This window comes from Rhodopirellula sp. J20-39 (genome assembly GCF_057365095.1).
Genome location: NZ_CP195123.1, coordinates 31,223 through 49,957 on the forward strand (window position 1 = coordinate 31,223; position 18,735 = coordinate 49,957).

Sequence of the window (18,735 nt, forward strand, 5' to 3'; positions counted from 1 at the left end):
CCGGATCAAGCCGCTTCGGCACCGCTCCGGCAGATGAGATTATCTTGCCATGCAAATCATTGCCGGATGTGCGTCTCAAAGCCTCCTTCATTCGGCCTACTTTCGGTATCAGTCGATCGCATCGGAAGATGCCTGAAACAACGAAAGCTGAAGTGTTGGGAAGTCCCTAATGCTTCGGCTTTTTTCGTGGTTCGAGCCAATGCTCAACTTCTCTTTTCTAGTAGGCCGGATCAAGCCGCTTCGGCGCCGCTCCGGCATATCAGATTATCTTGCCAAGCAAATCATTGCCGGATGTGCGTCGCAAAGCCTCCTTCATTCGGCCTACTTTGGTGCGAAGGTCGAGGCGGGAGTCTCTGAAGCAGTGCGTTACCAAGCCGGAGCCTGGTAACGAGACACAAGGCAACACGAGTCAGGTGTCAGTCCTTAGTTGTCCATTCCGGTTCAGGTTGCATTTCGTCGGCGACAGGGCCGCCTTGGTCTTTGCGGCCACTGCCTTCGAGGCGGCTGATGACACGCACTGACATGTCGTGATCGCATTCGATTTGGCAGCTCAATCGCACACCTTCGCCGGTGACCTCACGGACCCTCAGCGTTTCCTTTTCCGCCGCAGTCATTTTCTCTGGCTCGCCGTCGATGAACTCGACTCGACAAGTCGTGCATCTCGAAGCACCGCCACAAGCGTGAAGCTGATCCGTGCCTGCCTCTTCGGTGAGGGCTTTGACGAGACGTTTACCTGCGGGAACGTCGAAGGTTCCAACGTTTTCTACCGTTAGTTTGGGCATAGTTTGAAGCTAAGAAAGTGAAGGATGAAGTTTGAAAGTTTGATGCTTAGAGCATTTCGATGTCTCATATAGGCCAGATGCAGGAGGCTTTGCGGTGCACCTCCGGCATTTGTTTGAAACAGCCGATCTGTGTTCTAGAAATGCCCGAGTTCGACTGTCGCCATTTTCAGGCGATGGAGTCGACCAGTGTAGAACAATTGTCCTCAATTGTTTGGCCAACATAGCTGACTCAGGGTCTCGAACAATTCAGGCTGCCGAACAATTGAGACAATTGTTCTACTCTGCTGCTCTACTCTGCGAATCGCAAGCGACTCTCCCATCGAAAATGTGCAGGAGTCGACCTTAGACGCTGGCGGCTGATTCTTTGCGGTCAATCTTGACGGCGTCAAAATCCACGGTCGAAAAGTAATCGTCGAACGTCTCGGCACGACGAATCTGGCGGAATTCGCCGGCGTCGGTGAAGATGATTTCAGCCGATCGCAAACGACCGTTGTACTGGAAGCCCATCGAATGCCCGTGAGCCCCGGCGTCATGAATCACCACGAAATCGCCGACCTCAATCTTCGGCATCGGACGATCGATCGCGAACTTGTCGTTGTTTTCACATAACGAACCAACAACATCGACAACCTGATCTTCGGGCTGATCTTGCTTGTCTAGCACGCTAATGTGGTGGTAGGCACCGTACATGCCTGGACGCATCAAATTGCTCATGCAGGCATCGACGCCGACGTAGTTTTTGTAAGAGCCTTTTTGGTTGATGACCTTCGAGATCAGGTAGCCATACGGCCCGGTCATCGAACGACCGTTTTCCATCATCATGCGTACGGCCGGGAAATCGGCAGCAACCAAAATGCTTTCGTAAAGCGACTTCACTCCGGCACCAAACGCATCCAGATCCACTTCGTCTTCTTCGGGCCGGTAAGCAACACCGATGCCGCCGCCCAAGTTGATGCACTCAACCGTGACGCCGGTTTCCTGACGAATTTGCACGGCCAGTTCGAACAGCATTTCTGCGGTTTGCAATAACGCGTCAATGTTCAGTTCGTTTGAGACGACCATCGCGTGCAGTCCGAAACGCTCGATTCCGAGTTTGGCACATTGCTTGTATCCCTCAAAGATTTGCTCGCGAGTGCAACCGAACTTGGCTTCCTTGGGATCGCCAATGATCACGTTACCCTGGCGTTCCGGTCCCGGATTGAAACGAAACGAGACCATCTCGGGCAACCGATCAAGCTGCTGGAGTTGGTCGATGTGGTGCGGTGTGTCGAGGTTGATGATCGCGCCCAAGTCGTTGGCGACCTTGAACTCTTCCAGCGTCGTGTTATTGGACGTGAACATCACGTCTTGGCCGGTGATACCCAGTCGCTTGCACGTGATCAATTCCGCCACGCTGCTGCAATCCGCTCCGTTGCCCTCTTCGGCAAGCATTGCCAAGATATGGGGGTTCGGGGTCGCTTTAACGGCGAAATATTGCTGGAAGCCCTCGTTCCAAGCGAAAGCCTGATTCAGGTCGCGAGCCCGTTTGCGGATTCCTTCTTCGTGGTACATCACGAACGGAGTGGGATATTCGGCAGCGATGCGTTCGATCAAGTCGCGATCGAAGGGCAGAGTCTTAGCGGGCATGTGATGGGCTTTTGAAGGTCCAGGACTGAAAAACCGACTTCGCGGTGACGACAAATGGTGTCACTAAGAGGATAGTCGGCTTGGCAAGTTTGGAAAACCAACACAACTTTCCAGCCCCATCAAACTCCTACATCATGGGATCCAACCCCGCTAATGTAGGCGGGCCGCTATTTATGCCAATCCACGGCCTTAGCCCGCACGAAGACTCTGGTCCGAGCTCAAGTTTTTGCCCCGCTGGATTGACCACCCCGATCTAGAAGTGGGATGAACGCGAAAAGGAAGAAAACCAGCCTACCCTCCGGTTGGGGAACCGCTCGAAGCCTCAGCCTCGATTCCAGATCGGCATTGGTTTGCAGACGTCGAGCGTTCGGCCAAGAAAACATTCCTGGCCAGAATTCTAGGTGCTGGCGACCAGGGGACCGTTGTTATTTGCGGCTCGTTTGGCGGCGACGGTGTCACGGAAACGCAATCGCATGTTGTTCAACCAAAAGAACAGATACAGGTTGGTCACAATCGACAACAACAACATGCCATTGAAGATGGGCTGTGCCGCGACTTGATCAGGATTGGTCGCGAGGTCTCTCGAACGGTCCAGTCGGTCCGAGATCAAAGTCTCATCACCACTTCGACGAGTTGAATCACCTCGCGTTGTGTCGGAGCCAGAGGCACCGGTTTGAGCAGAACTGTTGGGAGTTTGACCGGTCAATGACGCAAGTCGCGGATCGGTCAATTGTGGATAAGCTCCCACTCCGACGCCCAATCCCATTTGCGATGGGCCAGCGTACGGGTTGTTCGCCGGCATACCCGGATAAGGTGTTGTTTGTGCGTAGTTACCGTTCGAAGGAGCCATTGGCGGCTGGACAAGCTGTGTGTTGTTGCCGTACGGGTATCCGGCCATGTTGGTGTTCGGCTGTCCTTGGTTTGGCGGATTCCCCTGCCCAGGCTGAGGATAACCGTTCGACTGATTGCCGCCGTTGGTTTGGGGGTAACCGTTGTTGTTTGCGTACGAGTTGGAATTGCCGTAGTTCGGTGCGTTTTGATTCCGATCGTTCGTGTTGCTTTGACTTAAGCGAGGATCGTTGGAGTACGGATTGGATGCGTACTGGTTTGAATTGCGATTGTCGCCGTAAGGGCTTCGATTTGACGTGTCACGTTGGTCGCCCGAAAGGCCACGGCTGTCACGATTTCCTAAATTTGACGACTGGTTTCCAGCCATCTGGCTTCCGGTCGTCCCGTTAGAGGAGCTATCGATTCGGTCGCCGTAGCGGTTCAGCCGATAACCTTGACGGTCAATCGGATAACCATCTCCATCAAAGCTGTATCCACCAGGCGGCAATTGTTGGGCCTGGACAGCGGTGAGCCTTGGATCGTAGTCGAGGTTAGCGTTGCTGGAACGTGGATTGCCAAAGCGATCATCGCTTGAGGCAAGTCCGCTGTTGGAATCTTGACCCCGGGCGGAATCCTGATTGCGGTTGGTATCCAAGCCGCTTGGCAAACGTCCAAAGTTTGAATTGTCAAACGTGTTAGAACCAGCGTCTCGGCTAGCGGTGGTGCTGGACGATCGACTCGCCAAACTTGACGGCGGATCAACAGGGTCAGTCGATGGTCGACGCCGGGAACCGTTCCGCAGGTCATACCAATCTTGTTCGCTTTGATCCTTGTCGGCAGCAGTCTGAGAACCGAAAAGTCCGCTGGTATTTGGGTTGGACGCCCCCGCAGCGGCAGGCGTCGTCGATGGGCGTGTCGCACTGGAGCGGGCGTAAGGATTCGTCGCCGCACCTGGATTGGCAGCCGTGGTTTGGTTGCGGGTGGCGGTGGAGTCGTTTTGCAACAGACGGGTTCGCGGATCGTCTGGATCTGTATTGAAACGATTCGTCATCGCCTCGCGTGCTTGATCGGCAATCGACTGCATTTGCGACCCAGCGGTTTGCCCCATGCGTTCCGCAGTTTGCCCCAAACTCTGTTGAGCTTTCTGATAGGCACTGTCGGCGGCACTGCGTAGTTGATTGCTAGCATTGGTATTGGCTCCGGTGCCTAAGGACGGCGGCCCCAAGCTTCCAGGCAAATTCATACCGCCACCTTGCGGCGCAGGCTTCATCATCGCGGTGGCAGTGTCGGAATTCGCTTGGATTGGTGTTAACCGACCCGAATCGCCCATCGAGGGAATCGGCATCGGGAAGCGATCTTCCGCGGCAAGCCGGGTAGAGGCGTTCCCACGAGCGGACTCGCTAGGCGTTTGATAGCCAGCTTGAGTCAGATGATTCGGTGTGACACGGGGCAGCGTTCCCTGACCGATGCGAATCTCGACCTCGCTAACGTGGCCGCGAATTTCAGCCGGTATTTGGCTGGAGATTTCGCCGCTTCGAGCGACTTGATCGACCTTTTCCGGTGGGATCTGAATGATGTATTTCACACCATTTGCACCATCCGGCGTCCACCCATAGGTGATTCCTACGGTATAGATCCCCATGCTGGTAATTCCAGCACTGGCGGCGATCAAAAGCATCACAGCGCCACCCATGGCACAATCCTTTGCTGCGTTTGGTTTGATTGGGACCGCAAAGACAATCCTTGCAATACCGATCGCCGAGGGCAGCATGCCTCATGATGCAACGCCGCAGCGACCACCCTTGCGACACTCAACACTGAAATTCGGTTCAGGTTAGGCGATCGAATCGGGTTTCACGCCACAGGTTATCGCCCGACCACCGATCAGGTAAAGACTGATCGGGCCGGAAAACCAAAGCTTTTTATCAGTGGCCGATGTGAATGCCGTAGCTTGGACGACCGCGATGACCATGTCGGTATGGAGGACGGTAGCTGGGCACGCTGTATGTGTGAATTCGTGGCTGAACGTAGACTGGCGTCGTTTCCACGATCGTTGTCGGCGGTGTTGCCACAATCTGGCTTCCTGTGCGGGCCTGCTGCATCGCCGAAATCACCACTTCGCTGACACCTTGTTGGTGAAGAGTGATGATGTCCGATACGACAGGTTGTCGCTGAACACCACGAGTGTGAATTTGGTTCAAAATAACCCCATCTCCCACTCCGCTGCGGCTCATTGCGATCACGTCGGCATAGGAAACTGCACCAGTTGGCTGCGGTACCGAATAGACCGGTGCGGCCTGAACGGGGCTGCCATATTGTTGGCGAGATTGGTAATACGCGATGTCTTTGTCTTTGGCGTTGCCTAACACACCACCCGCGACGGCTCCGATCGCTCCACCAATCGCGGCACCCGCGCCGGCTTCGCCATTGTTGTCGCCAATCAATGCTCCGGCGATCGCTCCGGTGATCCCTCCGAAAGTGGCCCCCCGCTGGGTGTTATTTTGAGCTTGAGCGGTGTGTGACAAACCGACGAGCAAGACGGTTGCAATCGCGACACGATTTCGCACCAAGCAATTAATAGGAGAAACGGTAAACATCAGTCTTCCTGTTTTCGACCAAGCAGTGAGAGATTCAAAAGAATCGAGGCGAAATCGAATCAAGCACAATGTGTTTTGTAAAGAAAACAGCGCAGCACTTGTCATCGACGGTTTGCCCGACAACTCAATATTGCTTGTAGATCGGTTGCGAGCGTTGAATCAATTGCAATTGTTTGGGAATTCTAAAAATCACCGCCTGCCGAAAACGAATCCAATCGCTTGTTACTACCAATTCAACTTCAAAACGTGCCCGTTAACGGCCTCTTTTCCAAACCAGGCGATGCTGGAAAGAATCACGGGACCGCGTCCAATCGCCTCTTCGGTCAGCTCGATCTCGCCTGAATTGCCGTTGACCGTTCCCACAACACGCCCCATGTGACGAACCTCGATCCGTTCGGCTCCAGGACATGCCACCGAAACATGGAAACGTTCTGAATCGGAATGATTCGTTCGCTCCAACTTCGGCAATTCGGCCTCATCCCCCAGTGTGAGTGTATCGGTAAACACGACTCTCGGTTCAGTCGCGTGCTTACCCACTAAAGTCGCTCGGCATGAAATCACGCCTCGCAGCTTGGCCGGCAAATTGATTTCCACCTTTTCGACCGGTCGCACCGCCCCCATCAACTTCCCCTGCAAAAACAACTCGATTGATTCGGTCGAGGTGCTCGTCGGGCTGCGCGGCATGACCTGCCAAAGGAACCGCAACTTGTGCCCACCCGACCCATCACTCCCGGTTGCAGTTCCCGTCGCGTTATTCGCCGAGCTTTCGATCCGCACAAAATCCGTTAGCGGTTTCGCGTATGGTTGGCACAGCGGATCGCCCACAATCAAAAGCTGATACGGCGATGCCACCGCCAGATAGAACGCTTCAATCGCCGTCACGCCCTCTTGGTAATAGGCATACATGATCGGATGCGGGAACTTAGGCTGCAGCGAATAGGGTTCCGCGACCGCGCCGCTGCTCATTGCGGCACCGGCGTGCAACAACGCGGTCAATTTGGTTTGCGAACTGGTACCAAACGCACCGCCCAAGCTAGTCAGGTTGTCAGCGATCGCGCCAGGTGCAAACGACCAAGCTGGGTCATCCAGTGCAAGTGAAGCAGCACCCAACATCATTCCCACATACTGATCTTTTTCTTGAGGAAGTCGCGAAGGAAAGATGTCGACCTTCCGATCTTGGGACAACAACCATGCCAGTGAGTCAACCATTCCGGTTTGCCGGGTGGTACTTCGCACGTCGCTCGTTTTGGAGAATCCGAAGGTAGCATCCGGATACGTTGCGTCGGCGTCCTTAGCACGCTCTAAAACGGCCACGGCTTGGTCCAACGTACTGCCACGTCGATGAACGACGCCCAACATGCATGACAACAAATAGGTCATCGCCCCTTGAGCAGCAGGCTGCCGATCACCACTGATCGTCCAGCCGAGATGCGAAACGAAACCAACCGGACTCTGCATCGTATTGGGACGGTCGGACAACAATTCCAGCAACCGCTCCCGAGATCGAGGTAACGGCTTCGCTTCGCCTTCCGGTGCAGCGAACAGCTTGCTTAGCGGCGCAGTCTCGACAACGTACCGCCGATCGGTCCATCCACTTTGAATCGCTAAACGAATCTGTTCAGTTGCTTCATTGGACTTCCCTTCGTTGGCATAGGCTTCGGCAGCACGAATCCGAAGAGACGCGATGTCCGGATACTGTTGAGCCAAGTCACACCAAGCCTGCGCGGCTTCGGCGAAGTCTTCATCTGCCACAAACTGGGTCGCTGCATCGAAGGCCTCCGCCGGTTTACCACTAAACGGATTGGCAAAGTTTCGCTTAAACGGACCTCGGCAATAGAAGTTCGATCCCCACCCCAAGTAGTTTGGCGAATCAGCCAAGACCCAACGAAAAAAGAAGGTCATCGAGTTCAACGAAGCCGTCGGTTTCTGATACTGCTTCTGCATCGCATCGGTCAACCGACTGGTGTGAGCCTTGATGTCGACACTGGTTGGAAAACTGGCTGAGTACGCGACCACTCGGGTTTGCCGACTTAGTCCACGACGATCAATTTCTTCCAACAACGGACGCAAGATGCGTTCGCGAAAGTCATCGAGCGAAACGGTCAATCCCGATGGAACATCGTCCAAAATCACCACATGATTTTCAGGGATACCACGCAGCTCGACATAGTGATTTGCCAAGGTCAGCGAGTCCGCCGAATGACCGTTGACCACCACAATCACGTTCTCTGCACTCAGCCCCGCTTGAGCCCGCTCGGATATCCCAAAACATAAAACGAGGCAACACGCCAAGCTCCAAGTCGAAACCAGGCTCCAAATCGAAGCCAGACTCCGGCGATGAGCCGGCAACTTAGAAAAGCGAGCAATGAGAGGTCGCATAAGCAGGCAACTAGAAAGCACTCAGGGATAGATCACGGCAACACAAGATTCCACATTTTACTCGGCTGCACCGATGCCATGTCGCGACCATCGAGAATCGCCGCGTTCGGCACCGCCGTTTTCTGACAAGGCCTGAATTTCCTGGCCACCAATGAGTTTCCAGGTAGAGACAGGGTTTCCAGGTAGAGACTGTGTTTCAAGGTAGAGACAGGGTTTCCTGACCACGCCCATGCTTCTCGCCCGGGCCCAGGTTTTCCAACCATCCAGCATGATCAGAGCACCCCTGCAACGGGCTTTTCGGCCAAGGGTTATACTCCGGGTAGAACGTCAAAACATCACTTACCTTCGCTCGACTGTCGATGGTGGATGATTGCGGAAGCGTTCACTCAAAACCTTTTTTGGGAGACGATTCGTTGTCCTTCATTTTTCACGCACAAACACATTGGTCCGATCGCTTCGTCGAACATCTTTTCGTGGGTCCGATGTGGCCGGCGACGATGTTGGCTCTATTCGTTTGGGCATTCGTACTGATATCGTTGCTGGGGTTCTTCAGCATCGATTTAGGTGTCGACAGTCCTGATGTCGACCTCGACCCTGGACTGGACCTCGCACCCGATGTCGACCTTGATCCCGGAATCGACGTCGACCCAAGTTTAGATGCCGATACGTCGGTAGATGCCGGGGGACACAATGCCGATGCGGACATGTTCGGCGGCATCGCTGCAGCGACTTTGAAAGCGGTGAACCTTGACCGGGTGCCACTGATGATCTGGCTAGCGACATTTAGCTTGCTGTTCTGGGTGATCAGTTACGTACTGTGGTTCGAATACGACGTTGATCGCTACTCTCCCAATTGGATGCACAGCATCGCGTTGACGATTCGCAACGCGGTCATCGCCGTCGTATGCACTCGTTTTGTTACCACTCCGCTACACCGATTACTGGTCCCACCGGTCCAGTACCACACCCAAACACTGCTGGGTGGCCATGCGATTGTGGAAACCAGCGAAGTGAATGAGCAATTCGGTCGTGCTCGTTACGCCACCAACGCAGCCCCACTTTTGATCGACATTCGTACTGGAGGTGAAACAATCCCGAAAGGCACCACCGTTCGCATTCTGCAGTACGACGCTGGCACCAAGACCTATCTGGTCAACGCCGTTGCTGAAACGGCAGTGCCACTGGAAGGACAATAGCCGTATCATCGACTCGCCGCGTTGTGGCGGCGAGACATCCGCCGCCCGCAGTTATTGGTGTGGCCAAAGAAAGTCGCTTTTTTTGGTATTCGATTGCCAATAAACCAAACACACCTGCGAATAGCGGATCATGAAAAACAAAAACCTATTCGCCAATGTCCGGTTTACCGGCACTCTGGTTACCAGTGTCGTGGCCTTCGCCGTATTCGCCACCTGCTTTAACACACGTTCATGCGTGGCGGACCAGCCGACCGCACCGGCGCCATTGGACTTCGAGCCAAGCGATCCGGCACGAGACCGGGTCGTCCCGATTCGGGTCTACCTTGCCCGAGGCAGCCAGCCTCAACCGGTCGTCCTGGTTTCGCATGGGCTGGGTGGTTCGCGTGAAACCAAAGCGTACCTAGGCAAACATTGGTCCGAAGCTGGTTTCCACTGTGTTTTCATGCAACACGCTGGCAGCGACCGCGAGGTCATTCGCACGCTTCGTATGGGTCAGAAATTAAGTGGACTTAAGAAAGCCGCCAATCTTCAAAACAGCATGGCTCGGATCGCGGATGTGTCCTTCATCATCGACCAACTCGAAAAGTGGAACCATGACGGCAACCACCCTCTACACCAAAAACTGGACCTCGATCACATAGGGATGAGCGGGCATAGCTTCGGTGCCGCTACCACACTGTCGGTTGCCGGACGGCAATATCCGCTCGGGCGATCGTTCGCCGAACCTCGACTCAAAGCGTTTCTGGCCATGAGTCCCCAACCAGCGCAAAACGTCAGCCTGGAAAAGGCTTTCGGCTCGCTTGAAAATCCGTTTTTGTGCATGACCGGCACCCAAGACGCCAGTGCACTGAACTCAAAACTGACACCCGACGATCGACAATCGGTCTACCGCGTCATGCCGGCGGGTGACAAGTTCCAGCTCGTCTTAGACGGCGGCACCCACAACGCGTTTGGTGACGAAGGCGGACGCATGAGAGGCAAAACCAATCCCGCCCATCATCCGACCATCGAAAAGGTCAGCACCGAATTCTGGAAGGCGTATCTCAACAACGACGCCAAAGCAAAGCAGTGGCTGCAATCAAACCAACCCAGTAGCGATGGGACTTTGCAGCCCAAAGACACCTGGGAATTCAAATAGCAACCGTGGTTCACTTAACGATCTTCAACGAATGTTCGCATGCAGACCCCGGAATCGTCTATCAAAATCCCGCCCAGAAATAGCAAACCGTGGTGATCACGACTGCACCGATCATGTTCAGCCAAAAGCCGGCTCGGACCATGTCGCGAATCGTGACCTGTTCGGATCCAAAGATAATCGCGTTGGGTGGTGTAGCGACCGGCAACATGAAAGCACAACTTGCCGACAGGGCAGCAGGCACCATGAAGAAGGCCGGATCAAAGCCGCCGCCTTCCGCAGCCGCCCCCAAGATTGGCATTAAGAGCGTCGTCGTTGCAACGTTTGAAGTCACTTCGGTAAGAAACGTGACGGTAAAGCAGATCACAGCGATCAAGATCAGAGGATGAAATCCCTCAAGCAAGGTGAGCTGGTTCCCAATGCTCTGTGATAAACCCGACACCTCCGATGCTTTCGCGATCGCGATCCCACCACCAAACAACACCAACACTCCCCAGGGAATGTCTTTGGCGGTTTCCCAATCCAGCAATCGTCCGGACCGGCGTGGCACAGCCGGCTCGGTACTGAAAGCGTTCTCGGCACTTAAAGACTTCTCGCCCCCGGAAAATTTTTCACCACTGGGAACCAAAAACAGCACGATCACCGCAGCCAAACCGACCGTGGCGTCATGAGCCATCGGCATGTTCAACCAATCCGACCATCCGCCCAGCGGCGCGTTGCGGGTCATCCACAACAGGGCCGTGATTGTGATGATCCCGAAGACGCGGCGTTGACTGCTCGTCCAATCCCCCAGCTCTTGGAGCTCGAAGTTGCCCGCTTTGCCGAGCCCACGCGTGAGCAAGATCCCGGCGGCCAATAGCATCAACAATGAAACGGGCCCACCAATCTTCATCCACGAAAAGAAGTCAACGGTGTGCGATGTTTGCTGTTCGTAGATGGAAACGAACACCCCATTGGGCGGTGTCCCGATGATGGTTGACATCCCACCAATGCTGCTACCGTAAGCGACCGCCAACAACAGCGGAACGGTGAGCTTAGGGTCCTTCTGTTCGGCCAGTACCGCGATCGCCACGGGCAGCATGATCAGCGCCGTTGCGGTGTTGGAGATCCACATACTGCAAAAAGCAGGTGCGAGCAAAAAACCCAACACAATGCGTCGCTGCGAACTCGTCCCCAGCCAACTCATCATCGCATGCGATACTCGTAAATGAGTCCCTGAGTGCTCCGCTGCCCGAGAGATCATGAACCCCGCAAGAAACAACAAGACGAACTTATCGCCATACGCCGTCGCCAATTGTTGATGGTCCAGCACACCGGCAAATGGGAACACCATAAACGGCACCAGCGAAGTGACCGGTATCGGGATTGCCTCGGTGCACCACCAAACGCCGCAAAGCGTGATCACCGCGGCAGTCATGGACTCGTTTTGCGGAAGCCCAAAACCGAGCGAGCACAACAGAAACATCGCCACGGCGAGGATCACACCGGTGACGGTGGCGATGGTTCGGAACTGGGGCATCTGCAAAATCTTGAAAGGAAGGCGACTACCGTTTGCAATTTCAACTTCACAATCATGCTTAGACAGTCACCCGCTTGCTTGGACAGCCACGCGTTCCCTAGTCATTTCAGTCATGAGTGTTGACGAGCTGCTGTTCTTGCAAATGCGCCACGCGGCGTTTTGACAGCAGACGCATCATCTCGTCCGCACCACCGGACGCGAGCGTATCGATTTCGCTGGGCTTGGTAGTGTCTCCAAACTCGTACGTCACCGCAGCCACATTTAAGGTTTCTCGAACCCAGGCTTTGGAGGTGGTCCGATTGGAATTGTGATCCATGTCGAGGTTGACATCGTACCACGCAAACCGATCGTCCACCGCATTGAGCCAGTTGGAAGTGAAATTGGGCGGGAACGCCTCGTCAACATCTGCGGCCGTGTAGAACACGTCTTCATAAGTCGAGTGAAAATCGAGGAACAAGTACAGCGATCTCGAACCGGCCCGACGGTGCGACAATAGCTCGCGTTTCAAAGCCCGCGTTTCCGGTTGGGTGAAATGCTTCCAATCGCGATTCAAGTCGACGCCCGCCGCGTTGCACCGCCAGTGCCCACGAGCAACACCGTCCGGATTGGCCGTCGGAATCACGACCGTGGTGAACAATTCGCGGAACTGATTCGCTCGGGGCGTGTCTGCACTGACCGCCTCGACAAACCTCATCAGCCCCAGCATCCCGGACACTTCTGTGGGATGCTGCCGAGCCATTAGAAAAATCGTTGCTGGAGAGTTGCTCGCACCAATCTTCAGCCGCCGAATCGGCCGGTCTTCCACCGAGTAACCAATCACGTCTTCGCTGACGTAAGAATGTCGCGAGATCTGATCGATCCAATCGTCTACGGTTTGATTCGTCAACAACTGCCTAGCCGAGATCCACAGCGGTTGGGTGTCGGCTCGAATCTTCAACACGACCTGCTTCTTAAGCGGATGCACACTGTGGACAATCCGATCGGCCGGATACCACTTCTTTCCGTCACGGCTGACCCGCGGCGTGTAGCGATGAGTACCGCCTTCATAGGACAGCCGAAGTGTTAGATCGCAAGCTTTCGTCGCGCGAACCTGGAACGCATACCACGCACTGTCGTTGATCGGCTTGTGTTCAGGCCGAATGATCAAGTCGAACTTCGAAGGCCCCATTTGAACGCACTGGCTAACGCGCCCGCCAGGAAAATCGCTACGGATGCACACGCTCTTGTCTTCGGATTCGAAACGAATCGCGGACTTGTCGAGGCTGCTGTCGTAGTTCGGATCAAACGCTTGAGCGTTGGAACAACACAGGACCAAAACGCTCGCGGTCAAACAGGCGACCACACTGAGATTGTCGCGGTGTGGAGTGACGCGATAGGAAGTGTGGCAGCGTGAAGCGAGGTGCCGCTTAAAGCGGTGGATGATGGCAAACTTCATATGACCTCCGGCTTGGGTTCCAGGTTGTTTTTCAACCCTACCCGCGCCGGTGGCCCTAGGAGTTCATACAAAAAGCGATTGGCGGTTTAATCGATATCAAACCGACCTGACGCGACGAAAGCAAAAGATATCCCTGCTCCCGCAAAAAGACTCAAGTCGCCAACTGGTCAGCCATCGTCGATTGCGCCTGTTTAATCGCTTCAGGCAATTTAGCCGGATCCTTCCCGCCCGCTTGGGCCATGTCAGGACGTCCACCGCCCCCGCCGCCAACGACCCGAGCGGTCGCACCGACCCACTCGCCCGCTTTCAGCCCACGATCGACCAATTCGCGGCTCAGGCCACCAACCAAAACGACTTTATCGCCCACTGCGGCACCAAAAAGCACTGCCGAAGGCCCCTTCGTTTTCTTACGAATTTGGTCAATCCAGCCCCGCATCATGTTCGGATTCGCGCCCGGCATTTCAGCGACCACCAACAAGGTGTCGCCCACGGTCGAACCGCCAGCGATCAAATCGTCAACCGAAACCGTGCCACCCGCACCGACCTCTTTGAGTTGTTCAACCAACGAACGACGATCCGCCAACAGAGCATCCAACCGGCCTAATACGTCATCGATCGCAACGTTCAACCGTCGGGTCAAACCACGCACGGCGGTTCGCACAGCATTGTAGTTTTTCACATCGATTTTGGTCGCTTTGGAAGCATCCAACTTGAAATCGGCCGCATACTCCCCGGCCTTTCCAGCGGATAGTTCCTTCTTCAAACGCCGAACTTCTTGGATCAACGCATCCGTCGCACTAGCAGCCACCGAAGGGTCACAACCCAGCTTTTCAGCAACCGCACTCAGCAGGTTTTTAGTTTGATCACGGTGCTGTTTAGCGCGGTCACCTGTTAGTGCCTCAATGCGCCGCGTACCCGTCGAAACGCTTTCTTCGACAACGACTTCGAAAGATCCGACTTCGGCGGTATTCGTTAGGTGGGTACCACCGCAAAGCTCGCGACTGAACGTTCCCATCGAAACCATGCGGCATGGATCCGGGTACTTCTCGCCAAACAACATCATCGCGCCAGCTTCACGAGCGTCAGCCAGTGACACCGTGTCCCACCGAATTTCTTCCGACGCTTCGACCAATTTCAAAACATCTTTTTCGATCTTAACCAGCGTGTCGTCATCGATTGCTTTCGGGTTGGTGAAGTCAAACCGCAACCGATCCGCTTCCACTTTGCTGCCTTGTTGCTCGGCATGCCGGCCGACATGGGTATGCAACGCATGATGCAAGATATGTGTCGCCGAGTGGGCGCGAGCCAACGCGGTGCGGTTCTCGACATCGACTTTCGCCGTGCAAGATTCACCTTCGATGATTCGGCCTTTGACCAATCGTCCGTGATGAACAATCAGTGACGCGTGACGCTGCGTATCGATGACTTCAAAACGGAAGTGCTCGTTTTCAATCACGCCCGTATCGCCAACCTGTCCGCCCGACTCGCCGTAAAACGGTGAATGGTCTAGCACCAAACGCAACACGGCATCGCCCGGTCGATCCAGGTGACTAAGAAGTTGTCCTTCATCACCTTTGTCTTGGCCATCACCGGTGATGATGCCCTTTACAATTGCCGTCGCTTCAATCGCGTCATAGCCCACAAACGGCGTCTCGCGAAGGGATTCCTTGAGCGTTTCCAACGGACCGGTCTGGAACAAAACACGTTGACCGCCGTCACTTTCGTCGGCGTGTTTATCCATCGCGTCCTTGAAACCATCCCAATCGAACGTGAAGTTCTGTTCGGCGGCTAGCGTTTGCACCAATTCTGGCGGCACGCCGTAGGTGGTCAGCAAGTCGGCTGCTTCCGCACCGGGAACCATTTCGGACGACTCATCCTGCATCTCTTCAAACAGGCGATGAATGCGTTTCATGCCGCCGTCAATCGTTGAGAAAAACGCCTTCTCTTCCGCTTCGATCGCTTCCCCAACACGCTGTGCGGTTTGGCCCAGTTCCGGGTACGCAGCCTTGGACGCATCCGCCACCGCTTCCACCATTTTGAACAGGAACGGCTCGCGCAAATTCATTTGGTAACCGTCCAAAACCGCTCGGCGGATCAAACGACGAATCACCGAACGCGCGTCCTTCGGTCCCGGATAAACATTTTCATGAATCGCAAACACACTTGCCCGTGCATGGTCGGTGATCCGGCGTAATCGACGGCCGTTATCACTTTCGTATTCATACTTCACACCGACGACATCGGCGGCAGCATGCACGATCGGCAACAAACTATCGATGTGGAAGTTCGTCGGCACACCCTGCAAGACACTGGCCGTCCGTTCGAGTCCCATGCCCGTATCGATGTTCTTGCTGGGAAGTGGGTGCAAGTTATCCGGCGGCGTGCCGATTCGGTTGAACTGGGTGAACACCAAGTTCCAAATTTCAACGTCGCTACCGTCTTCGAGCTGGTAGTAAATCTCGCTGCATGGGCCACATACTCCGTCCGGGCCTTCGCTTGGTGCCGATGCAGGCCAAAAGTTTTCGTCTTCGTCCATCCGCGTGATTCGCGATGTAGGCAGCCCGATCTTTCCGTTCCAAATCCCAAACGCTTCATCGTCATCTTTGTAAACCGTAACGGTCAGTCGCTCGCCTGGTATGCCTAGCCACTTCTTGTCCGTCAAGAATTCCCACGCCCAATGGATCGCTTCTTCTTTGAAGTAATCGCCGAAGGAGAAGTTACCCAGCATTTCAAAGAACGTGTGGTGAAACGCCGTGCGTCCGACATTGTCGATGTCGCCAGTCCGCAAGCATTTCTGGCAGGTTGTCGCGCGGGTGTAATCCAGCTTGACCTTGCCCAGGAAGTGGTCCTTGAACTGGTTCATTCCAGCGGGCGTGAACAGAACCGATGGATCCCATGCAGGCACCAACACGTCACTGGGTTGACGAGTGCAACCTTTGGAAACAAAGAAGTCGAGATACTTTTCGCGTAGTTCGTCAGTTTTCATAGCGGGAGGCTTTTAGCGATTAGCTGTTAGCAAATTGCTTTGACAGCGCATTGGTTGATAGTACGGGTTTGATAAAAGTCGCGATCATGCAATGGGTTCGAGCACGTCTTTGCCAACCCAAGGTCGCAAAATTTTCGGCACATTGATGCTGCCGTCGGCACGCTGATGGTTTTCCAGCACAGCGATCATCGCGCGTCCGGTGGCTACTGCGGTACCGTTCAAAGTGTGAGCGTACTGGGTTCCCTTTTGGCCTGGCGTCTTGTATCGCACATCCAATCGACGAGCCTGGTAGTCGGTGCAGTTACTGGTACTGGTCACCTCGCCCCACTCGCCAGATTCGCCGCGACCGGGCATCCAGGCTTCCAGGTCGTACTTGCGATAGGCCGGTCCGCCCAAGTCGCCCGCGGCGGTATCCACCACTCGGTAAGGCACTTCCAAGGCGTCGAACAATTCGCACTCCAGACCCCGCATCTCTTCATGCAACGCGTCACTTTGTTCCGGCAACGCGAAGGCGAACATTTCCACTTTGGTGAATTGGTGAACGCGATACAAGCCGCGGGATGCTCGCCCGGCGGCACCGGCTTCGGTTCGGAAACAATGGCTCAAACCACACAACTTCAGCGGCAACTCTTCGCTAGCGAGCACCTGACCACTTAGCATCCCACCCAAAGTGATCTCGGCGGTCGCGACGAGGTTCAGTTCAGTGTTCTCGATGCTGTAGATCTGGGTTTCAGGACCACGTGGGTTGAACCCCGTTCCTTGCAATACGCTGGTCAACGCCACATCGGGCGTTGCGACCGGAGTGAAACCACGATCGCTAAGGAAGCTGATCGCGAATTGTTGCAAAGCCAAGTCCAAACGAACGGCAGCATTCCGCAAGAAGTAGAACCCCGAACCGGCCACGCGAGCACCGCCTTCGAAGTCGAACATGTCGTGCTTTTCACCCAACTCCAAATGGTCCAAGACCTTGAAATCCATTTTCGGCTTGGGCGTCTTACCGAAACCGAGTTCGTTGGCATCCTCTTCGCCGCCATCGGGAACCGCCTCGTGGGTGAGGTTCGGCAACACAGCTTGCAGCGCCAGAATCTTCGCTTCCAGCTCGTCTTGCTGAGTCGCAGCGGCGTCTTTCTTTGCACGCAGCTCGCGGCCTTCGGCGATCAAGGCCTGGCGTGCGTCGTTGTCGGCCGCCTTGGGAATCTGCTTGCTGACTTCGTTGGCCAGGCGATTGAATTCCTGGGACTGCTGCAACGCTTCGAGCCGCTCCGCTTCGAGCGTGCAGATAGCAGCCACGTCCACGTCGACGCCGCGACGAGCCGAGTTTTTAGCAACTAAATCCGCGTTTTGCAGAATGAATTTTCGATCGAGCATCGGCCAGAGGGTCAGGTGCGAGGGTTAGGAAAGATACAAGGACAGTTCTAAGTCGGCACAACTTAGCGAAATTGAGTCCATTTTCGCAGTCCAGACTTCGCTTCGCCCGCCTCAAATCCAGCAATTCCCCAATTCCGACCGCTCCTGGCGACCAACAATGACTCCGAAACCCGCTTTTCACCGTAGCGGCAACCGCCCGTGATGGCTGCGGATTCGGTTGACCAACGCCCACGCCGGGCCGTGCGACCTCAAACAGGTGACAATTCGGCTAGTCGAAACCTCCCATAGCGGAGCCACCAAACTCGGCTGCCCACCGGCAACGTGCAAGTCGTTCAACAACATCGCCAGCAATCCTGGCTTACGTTCGTTGGTGTCCGCCAACTTCATTGACGATTTATGAAATTCTCGCCGGACCGCGATCTCCAGTGCATGCGGCTTTTCAGCGGCACCAGTCACGCCGGCGGGGCCGTTCTGGTTTGGTTGCCCGCCCCGCTTTGGTTGTCCGCCGGGTGTTTTTAGTCGAGTCAGTGTTTTCTGCCCGTCCGGATCGGCCGCCTCCTCTTGATCAGTCACCTCCAGCGGCGATGCAGTGCGAAGGGAAACGGCCAAAACGAAACGCAACCGCTGCACCGCAACGGACCGGTTTCGGTGCTGGTTTCGCTGCTCAGTCGCCTCGGCGGTGATTTCGGCAGGTCGATAGGTGATGAACACACCCGACGCGGTCCGATTGCGATGCTGGCCTCCCGGACCGCTGCGTGACTGGGTCCGGAACTCGCAAAGCGGCAACAAATCATCAACCGGAATCACGGCCGGATGAGGAGCATCCACGCGCATCAGATCCAAACGCTGATCGAAATCAGGCAACTGAGCTGCATTGTCCATCG

At 55.2% G+C, this 18,735-nt stretch carries 12 protein-coding genes; 2 read left to right on the top strand and 10 right to left on the bottom strand.

The annotated features are described in order from the left end of the window. Positions 1–416 precede the first annotated feature (416 nt). The 5 genes from ACR3ZL_RS00090 to ACR3ZL_RS00110 form a co-directional block, all read right to left on the bottom strand. A complete protein-coding gene (locus ACR3ZL_RS00090; protein WP_473649912.1) occupies positions 417–782 on the bottom strand; it encodes a 2Fe-2S iron-sulfur cluster-binding protein in 366 nt (121 codons plus the stop codon). A gap of 342 nt (positions 783–1,124) precedes the next feature. Continuing rightward, positions 1,125–2,408: a diaminopimelate decarboxylase gene (locus ACR3ZL_RS00095; RefSeq protein ID WP_473649911.1), complete on the bottom strand. Its 1,284-nt coding sequence runs from the start codon at positions 2,406–2,408 to the stop codon at positions 1,125–1,127. 397 nt (positions 2,409–2,805) lie between these two features. Then, complete coding sequence (locus tag ACR3ZL_RS00100; protein WP_473649910.1) at positions 2,806–4,929, bottom strand: mu-protocadherin; 2,124 nt, start codon at positions 4,927–4,929, stop codon at positions 2,806–2,808. Positions 4,930–5,161: 232 nt separating this feature from the next. Next, positions 5,162–5,833, bottom strand: coding sequence for a glycine zipper domain-containing protein (locus tag ACR3ZL_RS00105; protein WP_473649909.1), 672 nt, complete (start codon positions 5,831–5,833; stop codon positions 5,162–5,164). A gap of 225 nt (positions 5,834–6,058) precedes the next feature. Then, the gene (locus tag ACR3ZL_RS00110) at positions 6,059–8,212 is read right to left on the bottom strand and encodes a hypothetical protein (protein WP_473649908.1); all 2,154 of its coding nucleotides are present in this window, start codon (positions 8,210–8,212) and stop codon (positions 6,059–6,061) included. 413 nt (positions 8,213–8,625) lie between these two features. On the opposite strand from ACR3ZL_RS00110, the gene ACR3ZL_RS00115 reads away from it, so the two are divergent. Together ACR3ZL_RS00115 and ACR3ZL_RS00120 are read left to right on the top strand one after the other, a co-directional pair. Beyond that, positions 8,626–9,408, top strand: a complete 783-nt coding sequence (locus tag ACR3ZL_RS00115; RefSeq protein ID WP_473649906.1) for a DUF1449 domain-containing protein — start codon at positions 8,626–8,628, stop codon at positions 9,406–9,408. Positions 9,409–9,538: 130 nt separating this feature from the next. Next, positions 9,539–10,546, top strand: a complete 1,008-nt coding sequence (locus tag ACR3ZL_RS00120) for an alpha/beta hydrolase family protein (protein ID WP_473649905.1) — start codon at positions 9,539–9,541, stop codon at positions 10,544–10,546. Between the two features lie 61 nt (positions 10,547–10,607). On the opposite strand, the gene ACR3ZL_RS00125 is transcribed toward ACR3ZL_RS00120, so the two are convergent. The 5 genes from ACR3ZL_RS00125 to ACR3ZL_RS00145 all read right to left on the bottom strand — a co-directional run bounded on the left by ACR3ZL_RS00125 (position 10,608) and on the right by ACR3ZL_RS00145 (position 18,733). Then, complete coding sequence (locus tag ACR3ZL_RS00125; protein ID WP_473649904.1) at positions 10,608–12,062, bottom strand: SLC13 family permease; 1,455 nt, start codon at positions 12,060–12,062, stop codon at positions 10,608–10,610. Between the two features lie 106 nt (positions 12,063–12,168). After that, the gene (locus tag ACR3ZL_RS00130) at positions 12,169–13,497 is read right to left on the bottom strand and encodes a M14 family metallopeptidase (protein WP_473649903.1); all 1,329 of its coding nucleotides are present in this window, start codon (positions 13,495–13,497) and stop codon (positions 12,169–12,171) included. A gap of 151 nt (positions 13,498–13,648) precedes the next feature. Further along, positions 13,649–16,483, bottom strand: coding sequence for an alanine--tRNA ligase (gene alaS, locus ACR3ZL_RS00135; RefSeq protein WP_473649902.1), 2,835 nt, complete (start codon positions 16,481–16,483; stop codon positions 13,649–13,651). Between the two features lie 84 nt (positions 16,484–16,567). Next, on the bottom strand, positions 16,568–17,851 hold the full coding sequence (serS, locus tag ACR3ZL_RS00140) for a serine--tRNA ligase (RefSeq protein WP_473649901.1): 1,284 nt from the start codon (positions 17,849–17,851) through the stop codon (positions 16,568–16,570). Positions 17,852–18,028: 177 nt separating this feature from the next. Further along, positions 18,029–18,733, bottom strand: a complete 705-nt coding sequence (locus tag ACR3ZL_RS00145) for a peptide chain release factor family protein (RefSeq protein WP_473649900.1) — start codon at positions 18,731–18,733, stop codon at positions 18,029–18,031. Between the last annotated feature and the right edge of the window lie 2 nt (positions 18,734–18,735).

Coding starts and splice junctions, on each gene's coding strand:
- ACR3ZL_RS00090 (WP_473649912.1), bottom strand. CDS start 782: ATGCCCAAACTAACGGTAGAAAACGTTGGAACCTTCGACGTTCCCGCA.
- ACR3ZL_RS00095 (WP_473649911.1), bottom strand. CDS start 2,408: ATGCCCGCTAAGACTCTGCCCTTCGATCGCGACTTGATCGAACGCATC.
- ACR3ZL_RS00100 (WP_473649910.1), bottom strand. CDS start 4,929: ATGGGTGGCGCTGTGATGCTTTTGATCGCCGCCAGTGCTGGAATTACC.
- ACR3ZL_RS00105 (WP_473649909.1), bottom strand. CDS start 5,833: ATGTTTACCGTTTCTCCTATTAATTGCTTGGTGCGAAATCGTGTCGCG.
- ACR3ZL_RS00110 (WP_473649908.1), bottom strand. CDS start 8,212: ATGCGACCTCTCATTGCTCGCTTTTCTAAGTTGCCGGCTCATCGCCGG.
- ACR3ZL_RS00120 (WP_473649905.1), top strand. CDS start 9,539: ATGAAAAACAAAAACCTATTCGCCAATGTCCGGTTTACCGGCACTCTG.
- ACR3ZL_RS00125 (WP_473649904.1), bottom strand. CDS start 12,062: ATGCCCCAGTTCCGAACCATCGCCACCGTCACCGGTGTGATCCTCGCC.
- ACR3ZL_RS00130 (WP_473649903.1), bottom strand. CDS start 13,497: ATGAAGTTTGCCATCATCCACCGCTTTAAGCGGCACCTCGCTTCACGC.
- alaS (WP_473649902.1), bottom strand. CDS start 16,483: ATGAAAACTGACGAACTACGCGAAAAGTATCTCGACTTCTTTGTTTCC.
- serS (WP_473649901.1), bottom strand. CDS start 17,851: ATGCTCGATCGAAAATTCATTCTGCAAAACGCGGATTTAGTTGCTAAA.
- ACR3ZL_RS00145 (WP_473649900.1), bottom strand. CDS start 18,733: ATGGACAATGCAGCTCAGTTGCCTGATTTCGATCAGCGTTTGGATCTG.